At 64.5% G+C, this 18,778-nt stretch carries 18 protein-coding genes; 6 read left to right on the plus strand and 12 right to left on the minus strand.

What is annotated here, in order from left to right:
* Window positions 1-2: 2 nt before the first annotated feature.
* The 7 genes from LOC57_RS11400 to LOC57_RS11430 form a co-directional block, all read right to left on the minus strand.
* Window positions 3-1,022 (minus strand): aldose 1-epimerase family protein, encoded by a 1,020-nt coding sequence (locus tag LOC57_RS11400; protein WP_229959781.1) that lies wholly within the window; start codon window positions 1,020-1,022, stop codon window positions 3-5.
* Window positions 1,009-2,364 (minus strand): L-fucose:H+ symporter permease, encoded by a 1,356-nt coding sequence (gene fucP, locus LOC57_RS11405; protein WP_227926861.1) that lies wholly within the window; start codon window positions 2,362-2,364, stop codon window positions 1,009-1,011. Before fucP ends, LOC57_RS11400 begins: the two co-directional genes overlap by 14 nt.
* Entirely contained in the window at window positions 2,364-3,020 is a 657-nt protein-coding gene (gene deoC, locus LOC57_RS11410; protein WP_227914353.1) for a deoxyribose-phosphate aldolase, read from the minus strand. Before deoC ends, fucP begins: the two co-directional genes overlap by 1 nt.
* Before the next feature lie 98 nt (window positions 3,021-3,118).
* Window positions 3,119-4,072 carry a sugar-binding transcriptional regulator gene (locus LOC57_RS11415; protein ID WP_227914356.1) on the minus strand — a complete coding sequence of 318 codons (954 nt, stop codon included), beginning with the start codon at window positions 4,070-4,072 and terminating at the stop codon, window positions 3,119-3,121.
* A gap of 156 nt (window positions 4,073-4,228) precedes the next feature.
* Entirely contained in the window at window positions 4,229-5,770 is a 1,542-nt protein-coding gene (locus tag LOC57_RS11420; RefSeq protein ID WP_227914358.1) for a tripartite tricarboxylate transporter permease, read from the minus strand.
* Entirely contained in the window at window positions 5,770-6,399 is a 630-nt protein-coding gene (locus LOC57_RS11425) for a tripartite tricarboxylate transporter TctB family protein (protein WP_227914360.1), read from the minus strand. The genes LOC57_RS11420 and LOC57_RS11425 overlap by 1 nt, the downstream gene beginning before the upstream one ends.
* Window positions 6,396-7,376 (minus strand): tripartite tricarboxylate transporter substrate binding protein, encoded by a 981-nt coding sequence (locus LOC57_RS11430; protein WP_227914362.1) that lies wholly within the window; start codon window positions 7,374-7,376, stop codon window positions 6,396-6,398. The genes LOC57_RS11425 and LOC57_RS11430 overlap by 4 nt, the downstream gene beginning before the upstream one ends.
* A 236-nt stretch (window positions 7,377-7,612) precedes the next feature.
* Here LOC57_RS11430 and tcuA point away from each other — a divergent pair, with 236 nt between their 5' ends.
* Window positions 7,613-9,091 (plus strand): FAD-dependent tricarballylate dehydrogenase TcuA, encoded by a 1,479-nt coding sequence (gene tcuA, locus LOC57_RS11435; RefSeq protein ID WP_229959783.1) that lies wholly within the window; start codon window positions 7,613-7,615, stop codon window positions 9,089-9,091.
* A gap of 97 nt (window positions 9,092-9,188) precedes the next feature.
* Window positions 9,189-9,872: a GntR family transcriptional regulator gene (locus LOC57_RS16520; protein WP_227914365.1), complete on the plus strand. Its 684-nt coding sequence runs from the start codon at window positions 9,189-9,191 to the stop codon at window positions 9,870-9,872.
* Here the strand turns inward: LOC57_RS16520 and LOC57_RS11445 are convergent.
* The 3 genes from LOC57_RS11445 to LOC57_RS11455 all read right to left on the minus strand — a co-directional run bounded on the left by LOC57_RS11445 (window position 9,869) and on the right by LOC57_RS11455 (window position 12,827).
* A complete protein-coding gene (locus LOC57_RS11445) occupies window positions 9,869-10,783 on the minus strand; it encodes a DUF5996 family protein (RefSeq protein ID WP_227914368.1) in 915 nt (304 codons plus the stop codon). The two genes, LOC57_RS16520 and LOC57_RS11445, sit on opposite strands and share 4 nt — an antisense overlap.
* An 84-nt stretch (window positions 10,784-10,867) precedes the next feature.
* Complete coding sequence (locus tag LOC57_RS11450; RefSeq protein WP_229959785.1) at window positions 10,868-11,806, minus strand: DMT family transporter; 939 nt, start codon at window positions 11,804-11,806, stop codon at window positions 10,868-10,870.
* A gap of 10 nt (window positions 11,807-11,816) precedes the next feature.
* Window positions 11,817-12,827, minus strand: coding sequence for an N-acetylglucosamine kinase (locus LOC57_RS11455; protein WP_227914370.1), 1,011 nt, complete (start codon window positions 12,825-12,827; stop codon window positions 11,817-11,819).
* Between the two features lie 195 nt (window positions 12,828-13,022).
* On the opposite strand from LOC57_RS11455, the gene LOC57_RS11465 reads away from it, so the two are divergent.
* Window positions 13,023-13,778: a DeoR/GlpR family DNA-binding transcription regulator gene (locus LOC57_RS11465; protein WP_269440282.1), complete on the plus strand. Its 756-nt coding sequence runs from the start codon at window positions 13,023-13,025 to the stop codon at window positions 13,776-13,778.
* Here the strand turns inward: LOC57_RS11465 and LOC57_RS11470 are convergent.
* On the minus strand, window positions 13,775-14,599 hold the full coding sequence (locus tag LOC57_RS11470) for a glycerophosphodiester phosphodiesterase (RefSeq protein WP_331460663.1): 825 nt from the start codon (window positions 14,597-14,599) through the stop codon (window positions 13,775-13,777). The two genes, LOC57_RS11465 and LOC57_RS11470, sit on opposite strands and share 4 nt — an antisense overlap.
* Window positions 14,600-15,012: 413 nt before the next feature.
* Here LOC57_RS11470 and LOC57_RS11480 point away from each other — a divergent pair, with 413 nt between their 5' ends.
* On the plus strand, window positions 15,013-15,309 hold the full coding sequence (locus tag LOC57_RS11480) for a DUF6966 domain-containing protein (protein ID WP_229959787.1): 297 nt from the start codon (window positions 15,013-15,015) through the stop codon (window positions 15,307-15,309).
* 74 nt (window positions 15,310-15,383) lie between these two features.
* Complete coding sequence (locus LOC57_RS11485) at window positions 15,384-16,136, plus strand: ZIP family metal transporter (RefSeq protein WP_229959789.1); 753 nt, start codon at window positions 15,384-15,386, stop codon at window positions 16,134-16,136.
* Window positions 16,137-16,172: 36 nt separating this feature from the next.
* Here LOC57_RS11485 and LOC57_RS11490 read toward each other — a convergent pair whose 3' ends face one another.
* Complete coding sequence (locus tag LOC57_RS11490) at window positions 16,173-16,568, minus strand: hypothetical protein (RefSeq protein ID WP_229959791.1); 396 nt, start codon at window positions 16,566-16,568, stop codon at window positions 16,173-16,175.
* A 470-nt stretch (window positions 16,569-17,038) separates the two neighbouring features.
* Here LOC57_RS11490 and LOC57_RS11495 point away from each other — a divergent pair, with 470 nt between their 5' ends.
* The gene (locus LOC57_RS11495; RefSeq protein WP_229959793.1) at window positions 17,039-18,772 is read left to right on the plus strand and encodes an HNH endonuclease signature motif containing protein; all 1,734 of its coding nucleotides are present in this window, start codon (window positions 17,039-17,041) and stop codon (window positions 18,770-18,772) included.
* Window positions 18,773-18,778 lie beyond the last annotated feature (6 nt).

The raw sequence follows: 18,778 nt of genomic DNA on the forward strand, positions 1-18,778 counted from the left end.
GGCTATGCCTTCTCTTTGATGCCGGTGCTGACGTGGAAGGAGCGGGTGGCTCCGGGCGCCAGTTCAATTAGTGTCCCTGCGGCCTTGGCTGCCAGGAAGCCTTCTGGCCGCGAGGTGCCGGGCAGGACAAACGAGGCCACTTTCTGGTCCGGGTTGTGCAGCAGCCAGCGGGTAGCCACCGGGAACTCGGCGCCGGAGAACCGGGTGCAGAACGTGACGCCGTCGGTGCGCTCCAGCCGGAATTCCAGCTCATCCCCTCCGGGCAGGTTATCCGCGAGGAACACGATTTCCGGGTCGTAGCCCTGTGAAGCGTCCACCACGTCGGCGGGAACCTTCCCGGTGCGGATGGCCTCATTCAGGACCGTCCATTCCGGCGTCGGGAATACGTGTGCCGGGACGGTTTCCCGCAGCCGGAACGCGCCGTCGGGCAGGGACTGCGTCATGCGCGCCCCGTCCGAGTAGGCGTAGTTCATGTGGCACATGTACTGCAGCGGCATGGTGCGGGCCGCGGACAGGTTGGTCACGGACAGGTCGATGTCGAACATGGCCGAACCGGCGGTCAGCCGGACAGCGGGAACGGCCTCGTAATGGTCACCAAATCCCTTGACGTATTCGTAGTGTCCGGAGACGGCCACGGAATCGCCGGTGATTTCCAGCCACGCTTCGTCAAACTCCGCGCATGGGAACTCCCCGTGCAGCGGGTGGGTGTCTTCGGGTGCGGGGCAGCCGGCGGCAAGCAGTCCGGAGTGGAAAGCGAAGCAGCCGTAGGTGTCCTCGACGAGCGTGGCGGGATAGGGCTGCCGGAAGGGCGAGTCCATCCGCAGGCTCACGCCGTCGAACTCCGCGTCCCAGACCATCTGGCCCAGGAACGGCAGGACCTCGACCCGGCCGCGGGAGTTTGCCACGGTGACGGATTCGACGCCGCTGGGATAGCGGAACGCGGTGACCGTGAACTCCGCGGACTCCACCAGGGTTGCCTTGACGGCGGAGAAGGAACTCCGGTCCAGGTTAATGCGATACATGCTCGGGATTCCTTTCCGGGGTGCCGGCGACGCCGGTGCGGGCTTCGCTGCGGCGCAGGTGGCGGAAGTGCATAAAGACCACCAGGAAGCAGACCAGGGAGACCACGAAGGAGATCTGCAGCGAGTCGGTCAGGTCCGAGGCCAGGCCCTGGACGACGGGGATGACCGCGCCGCCGACAATGGCCATGACCAGCACGGCGCCGCCGGTTTCGGTGTGCCGTTTGTCCGTGATGGTGTCCAGGGTGCGGCCGAAGATGGTGGCCCAGCAGGGTCCGAAGAGGCCGGAGACCAGGATGGCGGCCCAGACGGCGGTGATGTTCGGAACCAGGATCACGTAGACGAGGGCCAGGCTGCCGAGGACGGCGAAGCCCATCAGGACCGCATTGACGTCGAAGCGGGTAATCAGGAAGTTGGCAACAACCTTCCCCAGGAAGAACGCGATGAAGGCGAAGAACATGTAGTTGGTCGCGCTGCGTTCGTTGAGCGAATCGTCCAGGTTCAGGGCCAGCCGGATGGTGAAGGACCAAACGGCGGTCTGCATGCCCACGTACATGAACTGGGCGAAGATGCCACGCAGGAATTCCTTGTTCCGGGCCAGGTAGGCCAGCGTCTCGCCGATCCGCGCGGTTGCTTCATGGGTCTTGTCGCGCAGCGGCTTGCAGTGCGGGAACTTAGTCAGGGCCACCACAATGAACACGACCACGAGGATCATGATGATGTATTTGTACGGCATCAGGGTGCGCTGCAGCATGTCCGCGCTGAAGGCAACCTTCTCGTCCGCCGACATGGTGGCCATCTGGCTTTCCAGCTTGTCCCCGTCGGTGAAGACCAGGTACTTGCCCAGCAGGATGCCCAGGATGGAGCCGATGGGGGTGAAGGTCTGGGAGACGTTCAGGCGCCATGTGGAGGTGGGCTTGGGACCAAGCAGGGTGGAGTACGTGTTGCAGGCCGTCTCCAGGAAGCTGAGGCCAATGGCAATGGCGAACAGCGCCACCAGGAACATGCTGTAGGTGGCCATGTGCGAGGCCGGGAAAAACGCCGCGCAGCCCAGGATGTAAACGCCCAGGCCGATCAGGATGCCGGTCTTGTAGGTGAAACGGCGGATGATCCGTGAGGCCGGAATGGCGATGATGAAGTAGCCGCCGTAGAACGCCGACTGGACAAACGCGGTGGCCAGGTCCGAGAGGGTGAACACGGACTTGAACTGCGTAATGAGGATGTCGTTCAGGCTGGCAGCGGCGCCCCACATCGGAAAGCAGAGCGAAATGAGCAGGAACTGGAACCACGGGATACGGCTGAGGTAGCCGTCCGGCTGCTGGACGGCGGAGGTCTTGAAGAGCATCAGATGGTGCTGCCTGCGAGGATGCTTGCGCCGGCGGAAGCACCGATGCGGGTGGCGCCAGCCTCCACCATGCGGGCCAGGTCCTCGGCGGTGCGGACGCCGCCGGAAGCCTTCACGCCAAGGTCCGGGCCAACCGTTTCGCGCATGATGCGGACCGCTTCCACGGTGGCGCCGTGCTTGGAGAAGCCGGTGGAAGTCTTCACGAAGTCTGCACCCGCGGCAACGCTGCAGCGGGATGCTTCCTCGGTCTGCTCGGCGTCGAGCAGGCAGGTTTCCAGGATGACCTTGACCAGGGCCTTGCCCCGTGCGGCCTCGACGACGGCGCGGATCTCCGCTTCGACGTCGTCCCAGGCACCGGCGAGTGCCCAGCCGATGTTGATGACCATGTCCACTTCGTCCGCGCCGTTGGCGATGGCGTCGGTGGTTTCGAAAACCTTGACGGCGGTGGTGGATGCCCCCAGCGGGAAACCGACCACGGTGCAGATGCCTACCGGTGTGCCTTGGGCGGCGCGGCTGGCCAGGCCAACCCATGCCGGGTTGACGCACACCGTCTTGAACTCGTGTTCAACGGCTTCCTGGACAAGGGTTTCGATCTGCGTTGCGGTTGCCGTCGGGGCAAGCAGGGTGTGATCGATGAGCTGCGAAATCTTCGACATGTGAGCCTCCTCATTGAGGGTGTTCACTCACTGTAGAAGTGGCTCGGAACACATGTCAAATTGCTGTTTTACATGTGTGCAGCCGTCGAAACGGTCCGCTAGGAAGCCGCCCGTTGCCGGGTGGCGCGCAGCACCTGCCCTGCCGTTGCGGCGTCGATCACCAGGTGCGTGGCGTAGCCGGACCGCAGCGCGGCCTCGATGGCGGCCACCTTGTCCTCTCCCCCGGCCACCAGCAGCCGGGTGCGGATTCCGCGCAGGTCCCCCAGCGTGATCCCGACCGTCCGCTCGTCCAGTTGCGGCACGCAGGCGTTGCCGTCGTCGTCGATAAACCGGGAGCAGATATCCCCAACGGCGCGGGCTGCGATGCCGGCCTTCTCGGTCTCGCTGAGGTAGCCCAGGTTGAACAGCATGGCGTCGGCGCGGATGGCGCCCACGGTGAAGACGGCGACGTCGGCATCCCGGCCCATTTCGATGACGCGTTGAATGTGTTTCTCCGCCTCCACCAGCCGTTTGACCTCCACGCTGTCGAAAATCACCGGCAGCGGCAGGGTACGGGCAAAAGCACCGAAGGCATTGCAGAAGAGCGTGATGGTTTCAAAGTCGTTGGTCACCCGGGTGGTGTAGGACACCCCGCCCTTGAGCTGGATGATTTCCACGCCGCTGCGCTCCTGCCGGCTGAGGTTCCGGGCCACCGAATACATGGTCTGCCCCCAAGTCACGCCCACCGTGTCGCCGTCGTTCACGTTTTCGGCCAGCACGGCGGCGCCCACCTTCCCGAGCTGGCCCACCAGGTCCGTTCCGTTTTCGGGCACGACGGCGAGGCGGACGTCCCGGAGCCCGAACACCTCGCGCAGCTCTGCGGCGAGGGAGGACTCCGCTTCCCGCGGGTCGTGGATGCGGATGCTGACGTATCCGCGGTCCTTGCCGTACTGGATGAGCTTGGACACCGTGGGCCTGGACAGGCCCAGGCGCTCGGCCACCTCGCTCTGGGACAGCCCCGCTTCGTAGTAGAGCTTGACCGCGTCCAGCGCCTGGTTCTCGCGTGCGTCCATCAAAGTGACCCCCTTGTCGCTTCTCCCCATGAGTCGCATAGGTGATTGTTCCATCTTGCGACGCCAGTCACACAACAGGGCCGGCCGCGGGTGGATTCCGCGGCCGGCCCTGTCCGGTGAAGCCGGCTGGTCGGATGACGTCTTTTCGTGCCGGCGCTACACCGTTTCGTGCTCCGGCTCGGCGTCGGGAACCCGACGGTCATTGCGGCGGTGGCGCAGGTGCTGCAGGGCGCTGACTACCAGTGCCGCGACCAGCACCAGGTAGAGCGTGACGGTGATGGGACTGCCCACCAGGATGCCGAGGTCCCCCTCGGATACAGCCAGGGCGCGCCGCAGTTCCGTTTCCGCCATCGGACCCAGGATGACGGCGATTAGCAACGGTGCCAACGGAATGCCGTAGCGGCGCATCATGAAGCCGACCAGGCCGATGCCGATGAGCAGCCAGAGGTCGATCAGGGAGGAACTCACCGCGTAGACGCCCAGCACCGAAAACACGGTGATGCCGGCGTAGAGGTAGTGCCGGGGAATGCTCAGCAGCTTGGCCCACACGCTGGCGAACGGCAGGTTGATGATCAGCAGCATCACCAGGCCGATGAACAGCGAAGCCAGCAGCGCCCAGACCAGGTCCCCGCTGCGTTCGAACAGCAGCGGGCCGGGCTGCATGCCGTACTGCTGGAAGGCGGCCAGCATGATGGCGGCGGTGGCCGACGTCGGCAGGCCCAGGGCGAGCAGGGCGCCCATGGCGGTACCCGCGGTGGCGTTGGATGCCGCTTCCGGTGCGGCCAGCCCCTTGATGGAACCGGTGGTGCCGAACTCCGGGTCCTTCCGGCGCTTGGCGAGCTGCTTTTCGGTGCCGTACGCCAGGAAGGTGGGGACTTCGGCGCCGCCGGCCGGGATCAGCCCGAAGGGGGCTCCGAACGCGGTGCCGCGCAGCCAGGACGGCAGTGCCTTGCGGAAGTCCTTGAAGTTGATCCGGGCGTTGCCGCCGGACTCGATCCGGGTGGCGACGGGGTCGCGGTGGATCCGCGAGGCCACATGGAAGACTTCACCCAGCGCGAGCAGGCCCACGGTGATGACAATGACAGAGATCCCGTCAAACAGCTGCGGCATGCCGAGGGTGAACCGGGCGGTGCCGCTGGGGCCGTCGATGCCCACCAGCGCCAGGGCCAGGCCGATGCCCAGGGCAGCCACGCCGCGGATCACGGATTCGGAGACCACCGCGGAGATGGCCAGGAACGCGAAGACGGCCAGCGCGAAGTATTCGGCCGGCCCGAACACGGTGGCCAGCTTCACCAGCGTGGGGGCGAAGAACACCACCAGGGTGGTGGCGATCAGGCCGCCGATGAAGGCGCCGATGGCCGCGGTGGCCAGCGCCTTGGCGGCGTGTCCGTTCTTAGCCATCCGGTGGCCCTCGAAGGTGGAGGCAATGGCTGAGGAGTTGCCCGGCGTGTTCAGCAGGATGCCTGCCGTGGAATCGCCAAACAGTCCGCCGAAGTAGATGCCGGCGAACATAATGAACGCCGCGGTGGGTTCCAGTGAGAAGGTCACCGGCAGCAGCAGGGCCACCGCCATGGCGGAGCCGAGGCCGGGCAGGACGCCGACGGCGGTGCCCAGCACCGCGCCGATAAGCACCCAGAGCAGGTTTACGGGGGTCAGCGCGTGGGCGAACCCTTCAAAAAGCAGTGCCAGCTGATCCATCAGAGCATCCCTCCCAGGAAGCCGGAGGGCAGGTTGAGGCCGAGGCCGGCGCTGAAGGCCAGCTGCACGGCAGAGGCGAAGAGCAGGGATACCCCCACGTCAAAGCCGGGGCGCTTGCTGCCCATGGCGTAGCAGATCACCCAGAACAGGAACGCGGCGCTGAGGATCCAGCCCAGGATGTTCAGTGCGGCGGTAAAGACCACCACGCCGCCCACCACCAGGCCCACGGTGCGCCAGTCGGAGTAGGTTTTCCAGTTCCGCTGCCCCTCCCCTGCTGCGGGGTGTTCGGCGGCGAATTCGTGTTCGCCGGAAAGGTCGTCCAGCATGGCGCCGGAGAAGTTGCCGCGGCCGGGGTGGATCCGGGTGTCGGGGATGACGGGACGGCGGATTATCGAGATCGCCAGGGCGGTGGCGACGGCGAACAGGGCCACGCAGACCAGGATGGGGAAGAACTGCGGCCCGGGTGTTGCACTGCCCTGCACGTTCATGGTGGCGGTGCCGACCGCCAGGAAGACGGCTATGGCGTAGAGGACCGCTACGACAATCAGTTCGCTGCGGCCTTCCAGTGCGCCCCCGCGCCGGTTGGTGGACTGCTGCACGGGTGCCGGTTTGTCCTGGGCGAGGCTCATAGTCCCAGCTCCTTCACGATTGACTGTGCCGTGGAAACTTCTTCTTCGATGAAGGCTTCGAATTCCTCGCCGGTGGCAAAGCTGTCCGTCCAGCTGTTGCGTTCCAGCGTGTCCTTCCATTCCTCGGAGTCGCGCATTTCGGTGATGATGGCGATGAACTCGGCCTTCGCCTCGTCCGAGATGCCGGGGGCTGCGACGACGCCGCGCCAGTTGGACATGGACACGTCCACTCCCTGCTCCATGAAGGTGGGCACATCAACGCCGTCGAGCCGTTCCTCCGAGGAGATGGCCAGTGCCCGGAGGGTGCCGGCTTCGATCTGGTCCGCCACCTCGTTGTAGCCGGACATGCCGGCCACGGTGGTGTGGGACAGCAGGGAGGTCAGGGCTTCGCCGCCGCCGGAGTACGCCACATAGTTCACGTCCCGGGGATCAATGCCGCTCTTTTGGGCCAGCAGTCCGCTGAGCAGGTGGTCGATGGATCCCAGGGACCCGCCGCCTATCGAGTTGGCGCCCGGGTTCGCCTTCCACGCGTCGAGGAAGTCGGCCAGGGTCTGGATTTCGGAGTCGGCCGGGACCACCAGCACGGCGTAATCGTCCGCGAGGCGGGCGATGGGCACGACGTCGGCCATGGACTCTGGATTGTCCGCCAGTTCGATGGCCCCCACCATCACGCCTCCGGTGACCAGCAGCGCGTCTTCGCGCCCCGGGGTCTGGACAAACTGGCTCAGGCCGATGGTGCCGCCGGCGCCGGGCACGTTGACTACCTGCGGATTGTTCACCACGCCGTTGCTGCGGAGCGCCTGCTGCGCCTCGCGGGCAAACCCGTCCCAGCCGCCTCCGGGGGCGGCCGGAGCGATGAGCGTGAGTTTGCTGCGTGCGGTTGCCGTGCCGCCGGATGCTGCTGCGTTGACGAACGCCAGCACCGTGACCACGGCTACGACCAGGGCGAAAAGCCCGGTGCGAATGGTCTTTTTCATGTTTCCCGTTCCATTACTTCGTTGTCGGAGGGGGTGGGGCGCGTTGTACACAATGCAATACAGCTATACCCGAAGTGACCCGCATCACTCTAGTCCCAAACGCGACTCCGGTAACAAAAGGAAGATGTGCCTCAATATTTCGCCGCCGTTGGATCGGGTAGGGAATCTGCGTAGACTCTTCACCGTTCGCAGATTGAATGTATACAGTTGTATGCAACAGCAACCAGGAGTGCATCATGACAGAAGTTCCGGAGACCGTCAGGACCGAAGTAGTGGTGGTGGGCGGCGGCAACGCCGGGTTTACCGCCGCACACGCCGCAGCCGAACGCGGACGAAAGGTGATCCTCCTGGAGAAGGGTGCCGAGGAACTTTCCGGCGGCAACAGTTTCTACACCGCCGGCGCCACGCGGATTGTCCACGGCGGGCTGGAGGACCTGGCCGGACTGGTGGAACCCGATGACCGGCACGCCTCCACCGTGGTGCCGCCTTACACCGCAGAAAACTACGCCTCGGACCTGGCCAAGGTGACTGAAGGGCGCAACGACCCGGAGCTGACCGAGGTCCTGATCGCCGAAAGCCAGTCCACCCTGCGCTGGCTTAACGGCCTGGGACTGAAGTACCGGCTGATGTACGAGCGCCAGGCCTACGAGCGTCCGGACGGCAGCTACCTGTTCTGGGGCGGGCTGCACGTGGGAAACGTGGGCGGCGGCGAAGGCATGATGGCGGACCACGTCCGGGTGGCCCGGGAGCTGGGCACTGACATCCGTTACGCCAGCCCCGCGACCCGCCTTGTGGTCGACGGCGGCCGCGTCACCGGCGTCGTCGTTAGCGGACCCGTTGGTGAGTACCGGATCGAAGCCGAGTCCGTAATCCTCACCGCCGGCGGCTTTGAATCCGATCCGCAGCTGCGCCGGGAACACCTGGGCGAAGGGTGGGAGAACGCGAAGGTGCGCGGCACCCCGTACAACACCGGCGACATGATCCTGGCTGCGCTCGACGCCGGCGCCGGCCGCGGCGGGGACTGGAACACCTGCCACAGCGTGCAATGGGATGCCTTTACGCCGGAGAACGAAAGCAACCGTGAGCTGACCAACCGGCTCACCCGGCAGAGCTACCCCCTGGGCATCATTGTGAACCGCGACGGCGAGCGGTTCCTGGATGAAGGTGCAGACTTCCGCAACTACACCTACGCCAAGTACGGCAAGGAAATCCTCCGCCAGCCCGGGTCCGTCGCCTGGCAGATATTCGACGCCGCGCTGCGCCCGATGCTGCGCACCGAGGAATACGACATGCCCGGTGTCTCCGTGGAAACCGCGGACACCATCGCGGAGCTGGCCGCCAAGACCGGCATCAGCCCCGAAGCGCTGGAGAAAACCGTCGCGGACTACAACTCCTCCATTGACCGCAGCGTGGAGTTCGATCCCAACGTGCTCGATGGCCGGGGTGCCCAAACCGCTCCGGTGAAGAGCAACTGGGCGAATCCGCTGGAAACCGGACCGTTCTACGCGTTCGGTGTCACCTGCGGCATCACCTTTACGTTCGGCGGGGTCCGGGGCGATACCTCCGGTCGGGTGCTGGACACCGAGGGCAACGCCATCCCGGGGCTCTTCGCCGCGGGCGAGATGCTGGGCGGACTCTTCAGCATCAACTACCCCGGCGGGTCCGGCCTGGCCGCCGGCTGCGTCTTCGGCCGCAGGGCCGGCGCGCTGGCCTGACTGCGCCGGGCCGGTGTGACCGCGTAGGGCCGGTGTGACCGCGTAATGTTGGGACCGACAGTTTCGGTTATATTCCGTATCTCTTCGAGGACGTTCAGTGGCCCAAGCAGCATCAGCACGTATTGACGGTGAGGCGATCTTCGCAACGCTGCGCAGTGAGATCCTCTCCGGCGTGCACAGCCCCGGTACGCCCATGCGGGAAGTAACCCTGGCCGAACGCTTCGGCGTCTCCCGGACTCCGGTCCGGGAGGCGCTCTCCCGCCTGCAGCAGGAACGCCTGTTGGAGCGGGTGGCACGAGGGCTGCAGGTGCCCGAAATCGATCCGGCGCAGGTCATCCAAATCTATGACATGCGGATCATGCTCGAAGAAGAAGCGGCCGGACAGGCAGCCCGCGCGCGGCAGTTCACCGACCTGATGCGGCTGGAGGCCCTGCTGGAACGCGACCGGCAGCTGACGGAGCCTGATGACACCACGCGGATCACCACTAATCTGGAATTCCACGCGGCGGTGTGGGCTTGTGCGCACAATCCGGTCCTGACGGATCTGCTGGAGCGGCTGAGCACGCACCTGGTGCACGCCCCGCAGTCCACGCTGTCCGTGGAGACCCGATGGGATACCGCACTGGCCGAGCATGCGGCCCTGATCGAGGCCATTGAGCGGCAGGACGTGGATGAGGCACGCCGGATTGCCCGTGCGCACATGGAAACAGCCCGCCAGATCCGCCTGAAGCTCCTGCGCGAAGGGGCGCTGCGTCAGCCGCTCCGGCCGTTTACGCGCTAGTGCTGCGGGGCGTAGGTCAGCGGTTCCGTGATCCACTCAATGTCGCTCCACGGATCCATCCGCTGCAGGATGTCGAAGCTGGTGCGGCAGAAGTCCACCACCGCACGCTGGGGATCGGGGGTGGAGAAAGCGTCCTTGAGGGTGAGGATGAATTCGCTGGACTTGGTGAGGAACTCTGCCTGGGGCGGCGCCAGCATGCTGCCGTAGCTGCCGATGTTGGACAGGAACGGATAGGGCATCACGTAAAACGCCGGTTCGATGGATGACGGGTCGCCGGGCCAGAAACCGAACTCGCAGAACCGCTCATCGAAGCTGTTTGCGGCAATGGCTCCCTTGCCCGGATAGGGAGCGGACTGGCCGCTGTAAATCGCTCCGGAGATGTCCATGGTGCCGAACCAGTACGCCGGCAGATGCACCTTGCCGCGCACCGGTGCCAGGAACTGTGACAGGCTCCGCTGGGCGAAGTGCAGGTTGTCCAGGAACAGTTCCACGGCATGCCTGTCGTAGCTGTGATGCTTGGTGTCGGCATCAAAAGGCACTGGATCATAGAATTCCTGCGGCTCCGTGTTGATGGGCGTGGGAGCTTCGATGAACTCAAGGGCATCCATTAGCTGCTGGTAGAAGCCGGCCACGCTGAGCCCGTCGGTCAGGTCCAGCCGCGTGCGGATGTAATTCGTGTTCTGCACATCGACGTGGTGCTCACGCAGGTTGAAATAGATCTCGAAGTTGGTGTCCGGACCGGGGATCACGCCGGTGCCGATACCCTGCACCGTCAGCGGCATCCGTACGTGCGCCCACTCCGGTTCCGGACAGCTTCGTTCCACTTTCACCTTGCCGGCCATCTGCAGGAACAGGTGCAGGGTATCCGCGGTGGCCTGCCAGTCGGGATAGTTCAGGAAGTTCTTGTCCATGGGAAGCACCTCTGCTCGGGGACGGACCTCGCATATGCTGCTCTTAGTGTGAAACCCGTCCCCGGACACGGTCAACGGCCGCGATTACGTGGACAGGGGTGTCCGGCGTTCGGCGTCGTCTGCCAGGACGGCCTCGCTGAGGGCCTCGCCGCGGCGCTCGTCGCTGTAGACCATAAGGGTTGATCCCACCAAGGCAAGGACAATGGCAATCAGCCCGTAGGTGGAAGGCAGCGTCTGGTACACCGCAAGGGATACAACAATGGTCAGTGCCGGCGCGAGCGCATTCGTGACCGGTGAAACGATGGACGCCTTCCCCCGGCTGAGCGCCATCACGAGGAACAGGGCACCTACGGCATTGAGCAGCTGGGTTGCGGCGGTCAGGGCCGGTGCCTGCCACGGGGCATCAAGCGGGATTCCGCCGCCGGCTATGAGTGCAACAGGTGCGAGCAGCAGGCCGGTGATCGCCATCCAGGCGAAGGTGGTCGCGTCATTCACGCCGATGGTTGCCGCTTTGCGCATAAAGAACGCCTGCACGCCCCAAGCTACGCAAATCAGGATTGAAAGGAGCAGCCAGGTCCCTGCACTGGCATCGTCATCTCCGCTGGAGATGCTGAAGAGGACCAGTGCGGCAAGGACGGCCACCAGCCCGAGTACTGCAATCTTGGTGAGTCTCTCCCGGAGGAAGACGATCGCCATCACAACAGTGATGGCCGGGGAGATCGAGATGATCGGAAAGATGAGGTATGCCGGTCCGCGGGACAGTGCCTCGAAAAGAAGCAGCTGGCCGCCTGCGCCGGTCAGCCCCACAAGTACGCCGTATACAGCCGCCATGGGACGCCGGTCGAATTTCTGCCGGCGGAGGGCAAACGCCGCCGGAATGATCATGGTTAGTGACCAGATCACGTACACCATTTCGTTCGGATATCCGTAGAGCGTGGTGGGAGAGGCGGAAAAGGCGCCCCAAACGCCCCAGAAAAGAATCAGGAGCGAAGCGTAGACAATCCAGGACTGGGTTTTCCTCATGGTGGTGTCCTTAGGTCGTGGGTTGCAATTGCTGGAGGTTCTCGAGCGCCGGATCGGACAACGGTTGGCCCGCAGTCCGTGCGGCATACAGGGCAGCCCCAATTCCCGGCCCGAGGAGAGGCGTGCGAAGTTCGTAGCGGAACGCGCGGAATCCGATCGCATCGCTGAACATGTTCCGCATGTAAGCGGAACCGAACATTCCGCCGGAATAGGAAAGCGGAACCGCTTCATCTGCGCAATAGCTGAGGTTCATAGCGGTGACGTCGACAATCTGCACAAGTTCACGGCACGCGTCACGGATGATTTCCGCGGCAAGTCCGTCGCCCAATTCCGCGGCCTGGACCACCGTCTTTGACAGGTCCGCGATTGCCATCCGCCGGCCGTGCCACTCGTTTTGGACAATGCCGACCAGGTCCAGGTCGTTGGAGATATTCATGCGTGCCCGCATCACGTCGTAGAGCTCGCTTCGCTGCTTCCGCCCGTCGCTCATCCGTGAAAAGGCGTTCAATCCGCGCACGGCAATCCAATATGCGGATCCTTCGTCCCCGAACAGCTCGCCCCACCCTCCTGCCCTATAGGTACGGCCTGCGCGCTCGCCGTAGGTCATGGAACCGGTCCCGCTGATGACGTTGATGCCGTCCGCTGCAGCGAGCGAGCCGGACCATCCGCAAATCATGTCGTTGTCGCACGAGTAGCGGGACGATCCCAGAATGCCCTCCGGCATGGCACGGAGTTCCGCCACATCCCCGCTGACCTCTCCGTAACCCGGGAGCCCGAAAAATGACTGTGTGATGTCTGCGGGGGCTATGCCTGATTGCAGGGATATTTCTTCTATGCCTTTGCGCAGAACTGTTGCTACAAGCTCAATGCCTTCGTCCACGTAGTAGCAGCTTGGCTGCTCCACTTCGGCCAGTACTCGGCCGGTTGCGTCAATCAGGACAAACGCTGTTTTCGTTCCTCCTCCGTCAACACCTAAATATGTACGCATTCCGGTGGCTGTAGGCGCAGTAAATCCAGGCATGGCCCGCTCCTTTTGGCGTTTGCGTCCCGCGTCGTACCTGCGATGAGTAAAGTGTTCGCTTTGCGCAATAAATATCAATACCCGGTGCTAAAGTGAGCAGAAATTTTGCGCGCGCATGGGAGGCGGGCCGCCATGTCAGACCTGGGAACAGAGGAACTCCGCCCCCATGCCATCAGCAGGAAACGCCTCAACCGTATGCACCGGATATTGTCCGTGCTTCACAACGAGCGCTACGCCTCCCTGGACGGTCTCGCCCAGCAATTAGGGCTATCCAAAGCGACCCTTCGACGCGACCTGGCCGCCCTGGATGAACAGGGGCTCTTGATCAGGACACACGGCGGCGCAAGGGCCAGGGGCTCGAGCAGGGAGATTCCAGTGCGGCTGCGGGACGCCCAGGCGCCGGGGACCAAAAGCCTTATTGCACGGCAGGCGGCGCTCATGATTCCATCAGGGCCCCACGCCCTTGCAGTCAGCGGCGGCACCACGACGCAGGAAGTCGTACGCGCTCTCCACTATCGAACGAACCTGACCATCATTACGAACGCATTGACCATTGCCGTCGACTGCGCCGCGAATCCGAGGCTGAACGTCATCATCACCGGGGGTACCGTCCGCGCCAGCTCGCTCGAGGCGGTGGGGCCGCTATCCGAATCGGCCTTCGCGTCAATGAACATTGGCACTGCTGTCCTTGGCACTGACGGGATCAGCGTCGAGGGCGGAGTGACTACCCATGACGCCACGGAGGCCCGGACCAACCGGGCGATGGTCGAGGCGGCCCAGCGCGTTATTGTCGTTTCCGACGGATCAAAGGTCGGTAAAATGACCCTGGCGAAAATGGCGGACCTACGTCAGATCGACGATTTCCTGACAGATGAAACTGCAGACCCGACGGCGTTGGAGAAGATATCCCGGGCGGGTGTAAGGGTCCACGTTGTGGCCCGCTCCCGCTAGCCCGCGAGGGGAAGGAGGGACTGCTCCCTGCTGCCGCCGACAACTGTCCGCAGGTTTTCCGGGTAATCCGTAATCACAGCGTCCACCCCCAGCGCCAGGACCTTCGCGCTGTGTGCCGGAGCATTGACCGTGTAGACCCACAGGCCCAGTCCGGCAGCGCGGACCGCTGCGGCGCCGTCGTCGGTAAGGCACAGGTGATTAGCCACCACCCCGGCTGTCCGCGGATCCAACCCGTTCAGCAGCAGGGCGTCCGGATCGGCGTCGACCAGCTGCCATGCCTGCAGGTTGCAGTCAGCCGCCTTGCCCACGGCGGCGGGGTCAAAGGAACTGACCGTCACCGGCCGGGTTTCACGCAGCCGCATCCAGTCATCATGGTCGGCCAGCATTGAGGCAAGGGCCTGTTCAACGCCCGGCGAACTGGCCGGCGCCTTGATCTCCAGGTTGATGCCCAGGTCAAAACCCACCGCCTCGGGAAGGTCGGCGAGGAAGAGCACCGGCTCTCCGGTGTACTGCGCGTCGAAATACGCTCCGCAATCCAGCTGGCGGAGCTCTCCTGCGGTAAAGGAGGTGATGGGGTCGCCGGCCCGTAACGGGTAGACCTGCGCCACGTTGGTAGTGCGGAAGCCGGTTTCGTCGTGGAAAAGGAACAACTCGCCGTCGGCCGTGAGGCGGACATCGGTTTCGATCATGTCGGCGCCAGCTGCACGCGCCCGGGCGAAGGAAGCCGCTGTGTTTTCGGGTGCCGAACCGCTGTTCCCGCGGTGCCCCACCACCAGCGGAGGGTGCCCTTGAAGTGCCGTCTGTCCTGTCCTGTATGCCACCTGCGGGGTACCTCGTCACACTTCGCACATTGATGTTGCAGCCGCCGCCGGACGGTGGCTCGTCCACTTCGACGTTAGGCCTCCCGCGGGCCTGGCGCCGAACTTCGTGCCGAACGCCACGGCTGTATGTGTGCCACGCTAACTGCCCGGATTTACGGGGTCGCGAACGCTAGGCTAACGGTGCGTGAACACCTGGCTTTGGGGGTTCGCGGGCACTGTTTTGGGGGAGATATGCGGTTACACCATGTCCAGGTTTCAATGCCGGCCGACGGCGAAAACTCCGCCCGGCGCTTCTACGGCGAGGCGCTGGGCCTGACGGAGGTGCCCAAGCCGCCGTCGTTGGCCGGTTCCACTGCAAGGACCCGTTCGGGAACCGGGTGGAGATCCTCTCCCCTGCGGCAGAGGTTTCGGCGTTGAGTATCCAGCAGCCGGTGGAAGAAATCCGGGACGAGATCCTTTCAGCCGCTGCCGCTGTCCGGGCCGCAGCCCGCCTGGAGAACGACGAGTGGCGATCCGGGGTGGCCGCACGGATCGAAGAGTTGTTTGCGGGCGTGACCGAAGCGGGCGACCTGCGGGAGCGCGCTGCTGACTGCCTTGGCCTCTATGGCGGAATGGGGTCCTTCTCAGACGTTGGAACCGAACTCATGTCTGATGCCGTGTCCAAGCTGCGCGTTCCCCTGGTCCGTGCGCGGGCCTTCGAGGCCGAATAGACCGGAGGCGAGATGGAACCTGCTGGCCCAAGTATCAGTATGCTGATCTTCGGTAAACGGAGAGAGGAACGTCTTTGGGCTCGTGGTATGACGCGTTGCTGTGGGGAACGGTGGCTGGATCGGCGCTGGTGATCGGGTCCGCCATTGCATGGAAATGGCATATCCCGCCGAAGATCGTCTCTTCGGTGATGGCTTTCGGCGCCGGTGTTTTGATTTCCGCCCTGGCCTTTGAGCTGGTGGACGAGGCCGTGGAATCCGGCGGCCTCCCGGCCACCGTTTGGGGTTTCCTCGCCGGCTCGGTGGCGTATGTCGGGGCCAATACCCTGCTGGCCCGGGCCGGCGCGCGGCACCGGAAGCGTTCCGGCGACAAGCACCCCAGCGAGGAGGACAGCCCGGGCAGCGGCGGCGCCATTGCCGTGGGTGCACTGCTGGACGGCATTCCGGAATCCGTAGTGCTGGGTTTGGGGCTGGTGACGGCGTCAGCGGTCAGCCCTGCCATGCTTGCTGCTGTCTTCATTTCCAACGTGCCTGAGGGGCTTTCCAGCACTGCGGGCATGAAGCGTTCCGGGCGCAGCGCCAAGTACGTTTTCGGCGTGTGGGGCGGTATCGCGATCCTGTGCGGACTGGCGTCGTTGCTCGGCTTTGTTGCCTTGCAAGGTGCACCCGTGGAGCTGATCGCCTTCATTACTGCCATTGCTGCCGGGGCCATCCTGGCCATGCTCGCGGACACGATGATTCCCGAGGCTTTCGAAGAGAGCCATGTGCTGACCGGTTTGATTGCTTCCTTCGGGTTCCTGGTCGCCTTTTCCATTCACCGTTTGGGCTGAGTACCGGGCAGGGGTGGCGTCAGGGCCGGGCGGGTTTCACGTTTCCGGAAAGTCCCGTCCGCGAATCAAGGCCAGCCCGAGGTTGTGGCCCGCTTCTGCCATGACAGCGCTGCCGTAGTCCGCAAAGCCGCCCGCTCCCCCGCGGTACAGTTCCAGCGCCTTGGCTGCAGATCGACGCAGCGACTGCTCATCTGTAATTGCGTTGAACATGGCTTCCACCCAATCAGCCACGTTCTCCCGCTGCTCATCGTCGTCGGTGAGTGCTGCGTGGCGGAGCCCCCGGGCTGCCGAAAGAACCCCGTGACGAACTTCTGCCACGGCTTCCTGCCCGGTGGGCGGTGTTCCGTCCTCAGTCCGGTGAGCAGAAGTGAGTTGCCGGACCTCGAAGGAGGCAGCGGCACTTGGGGCCGTCTCGCCGCGAAGCCGTTCCATTCCTTGGACCGCTTCCGATCTGCTGGCGAACTGCGGGCTCCGGCGGATAAAGTCGCCGTTTTCTTCAAAAACCCGGTATTCCCACAACGGGCGCGGATACGAATGCTGGACCAAGGCCCACGTTCCGTCCCATAGCTCGAAACGGGGGTTTGAATACCTCAAAGATGCTCCTTCTGTGTGACGTCACTGGCCGGTCGATCAGCCGTCCCCTGCCGGCTGCGGGCGGCGGGTCGCGGGGTGCGGGGTGCGGGGTGCGGGGCTGCCGCCCTCACGGCGAGCCTACCGCCGCCACCAACGTTGCCGGGCTACCGGCCATGTGTGCCGTCCGGAGCGGCCCCGGGGAGAAACAGGGTCAGCTTTTGGAGGGTAGGTAGCGGTGTCAAAAAGACGGGTATTTGGAGTTTCCCGAAAGGTCGTTTTGACCCTCTTTTGGCCCCGGAATTGTCAGTGCCGGGTGAAATCCTTGAGGCATGGATCAGCTCGGAAACGCCGAACGGATAACTGAAGAATCAGAGACAAAACACCAGTCGGCTAAAGGCCAGGCTGGTAAGGCGGGTGCCTCCGACTCGGAGCGCACACTCGCAGTTTTCCGGGCTGATTTGCATGTAGCGGTTAACGACGCCGGACAAGTCGGCGGTGGCTTCGACGCCGCGGCCTCCACCACCGCCTATGCCGGCGCTGCCGGAAATCCAGGCGCTGCCGGAGATCCAGGTTTTGACGCCGGTTTTCCGGACGGCTTCAGCGGGGTGCTGGCCCTGCAGAACCTTGAATCCTTTGACGAACAGACCACCTGCGATGTTTTGGCCCGCGTGGTCCATCTGGTTCGGTGGACGCAGGCACAGGAGGCCCGCCTGATCCACCATATGGAGGAACTCTTCCGGTCCGGTCTCTGCAAGGATTTGGGCCGGGAAGAAGCCGGGCTCGCGTTCAGCCTCGCAGCTTCGGAATGCGCAGCTATTTTGAACGTCCCGCAGACCACCGCGCAGGGGATGATGTTCGAAGCGGACAGGCTCTGCGGCGTCCATACCGCCACCCTGGCCGGATTGGAAGACGGACGGTTCAGCTACGGGCACGCTCAAGTGGTGCTCGACCAGTGTGAGAACATTCCGGCGTCGGAGCTTCCCGGGTTCGAGTCCGAACTGCTGGCCAAGGCAGAAGGCGTAACGAGGAGCCAGTTCTGTGCCAAGGCCAGGCGGCTAAGGGAGCGCAAAAACCCGGAGACCGTGCCCGAACGGCATCTGACTGCCTTTGATAAGCGGCGGGTTGTCCTGGACCGGGACGAGGACGGCATGTCGTGGCTGTCGGCGCATTTGCGGGCCGCGGAAGCCCAGCAGATCTACACGGCCTTGAGCACTGCTGCCCGCGGTGAACAGGCCGCCGGTGACTCCCGGACTGCGGACCAGCTGCGCGCCGATGTCCTGGCCCAGCTGCTGATGGGCGGCCTCGGCTCAGCCCCGTCAGGTGCACGAAGTGGAGCGGGCGCCGAAGCAGGCGGTCGAGCAGCCGGCGGAGCAGGCGGTCGAGCAGCCGGCGGAGCAGGCGGTCGAGCAGCCGGCGGAGCAGCCGACCGTGCAGGCGGTCGAGCAGCCGACCGTGCAGCCGACCGTGCAGGCGGTCGAGCAGCCGGCGGAGCGGGCAGTGGACCTGCCGAGGCCGATCCCGACGCCTCAGCAGTCCTGCCGCGGGCCGAAATCATGGTCCTGATCAACGCTGAAACCCTCTTCGGCGCCAACGAGGAGCCGGCTGAGCTCCACGGCTACGGTCCGATCAGCGCCGAAGAAGCCCGCCGACTGGCCCGCAACGCTGCGGGGTGGACGGGTCTGGCCCAGGATCCGAAGACCGGTGAAATCCTCGGCGTGGGCAGGCGTCGGAAAGTCCCCGCCGGACTGGCCCGCTGGCTACGCGCCCGGGACGGGACCTGCCGGTTCCCGGGTTGCAGGGTCAGCACCGCCGTCACGGAAATCGACCACACCATCGACTGGGCGGCAGGCGGTCCCACCGAGCACGGCAACCTTGAACACCTGTGCCGCCGGCACCACCGGTTCAAGACCCTGGGTTATTGGAAGGCCCGCCAGCCAACACCAGGTGTGATCGAGTGGACCTCGCCCACGGGACGGGTTTACCGCACTGATCCTTTCCTGGAATGCGGATCTGCACCCTCAACGCGTGAGCCCGGCGACGTGTTGGAACCCGCACCCTTCTGAACGCCT

The sequence above is a fragment of the Arthrobacter sp. zg-Y750 genome, from assembly GCF_020907365.1.
Lineage (GTDB): Bacteria > Actinomycetota > Actinomycetes > Actinomycetales > Micrococcaceae > Arthrobacter_B.

Excerpts from the sequence above, each read along its gene's own strand:
- LOC57_RS11400 (WP_229959781.1), bottom strand. The coding sequence starts at position 1,022 with ATGTATCGCATTAACCTGGACCGGAGTTCCTTCTCCGCCGTCAAGGCA.
- LOC57_RS11450 (WP_229959785.1), bottom strand. The coding sequence starts at position 11,806 with ATGAGGAAAACCCAGTCCTGGATTGTCTACGCTTCGCTCCTGATTCTT.
- LOC57_RS11495 (WP_229959793.1), top strand. The coding sequence starts at position 17,039 with ATGGATCAGCTCGGAAACGCCGAACGGATAACTGAAGAATCAGAGACA.
- LOC57_RS11420 (WP_227914358.1), bottom strand. The coding sequence starts at position 5,770 with ATGGATCAGCTGGCACTGCTTTTTGAAGGGTTCGCCCACGCGCTGACC.
- LOC57_RS11425 (WP_227914360.1), bottom strand. The coding sequence starts at position 6,399 with ATGAGCCTCGCCCAGGACAAACCGGCACCCGTGCAGCAGTCCACCAAC.
- LOC57_RS11455 (WP_227914370.1), bottom strand. The coding sequence starts at position 12,827 with ATGCCTGGATTTACTGCGCCTACAGCCACCGGAATGCGTACATATTTA.
- LOC57_RS11415 (WP_227914356.1), bottom strand. The coding sequence starts at position 4,072 with ATGGACGCACGCGAGAACCAGGCGCTGGACGCGGTCAAGCTCTACTAC.
- LOC57_RS11490 (WP_229959791.1), bottom strand. The coding sequence starts at position 16,568 with ATGGAACGGCTTCGCGGCGAGACGGCCCCAAGTGCCGCTGCCTCCTTC.
- deoC (WP_227914353.1), bottom strand. The coding sequence starts at position 3,020 with ATGTCGAAGATTTCGCAGCTCATCGATCACACCCTGCTTGCCCCGACG.
- LOC57_RS11445 (WP_227914368.1), bottom strand. The coding sequence starts at position 10,783 with ATGGACAAGAACTTCCTGAACTATCCCGACTGGCAGGCCACCGCGGAT.
- LOC57_RS11430 (WP_227914362.1), bottom strand. The coding sequence starts at position 7,376 with ATGAAAAAGACCATTCGCACCGGGCTTTTCGCCCTGGTCGTAGCCGTG.
- fucP (WP_227926861.1), bottom strand. The coding sequence starts at position 2,364 with ATGCTCTTCAAGACCTCCGCCGTCCAGCAGCCGGACGGCTACCTCAGC.
- LOC57_RS11465 (WP_269440282.1), top strand. The coding sequence starts at position 13,023 with ATGCACCGGATATTGTCCGTGCTTCACAACGAGCGCTACGCCTCCCTG.
- tcuA (WP_229959783.1), top strand. The coding sequence starts at position 7,613 with ATGACAGAAGTTCCGGAGACCGTCAGGACCGAAGTAGTGGTGGTGGGC.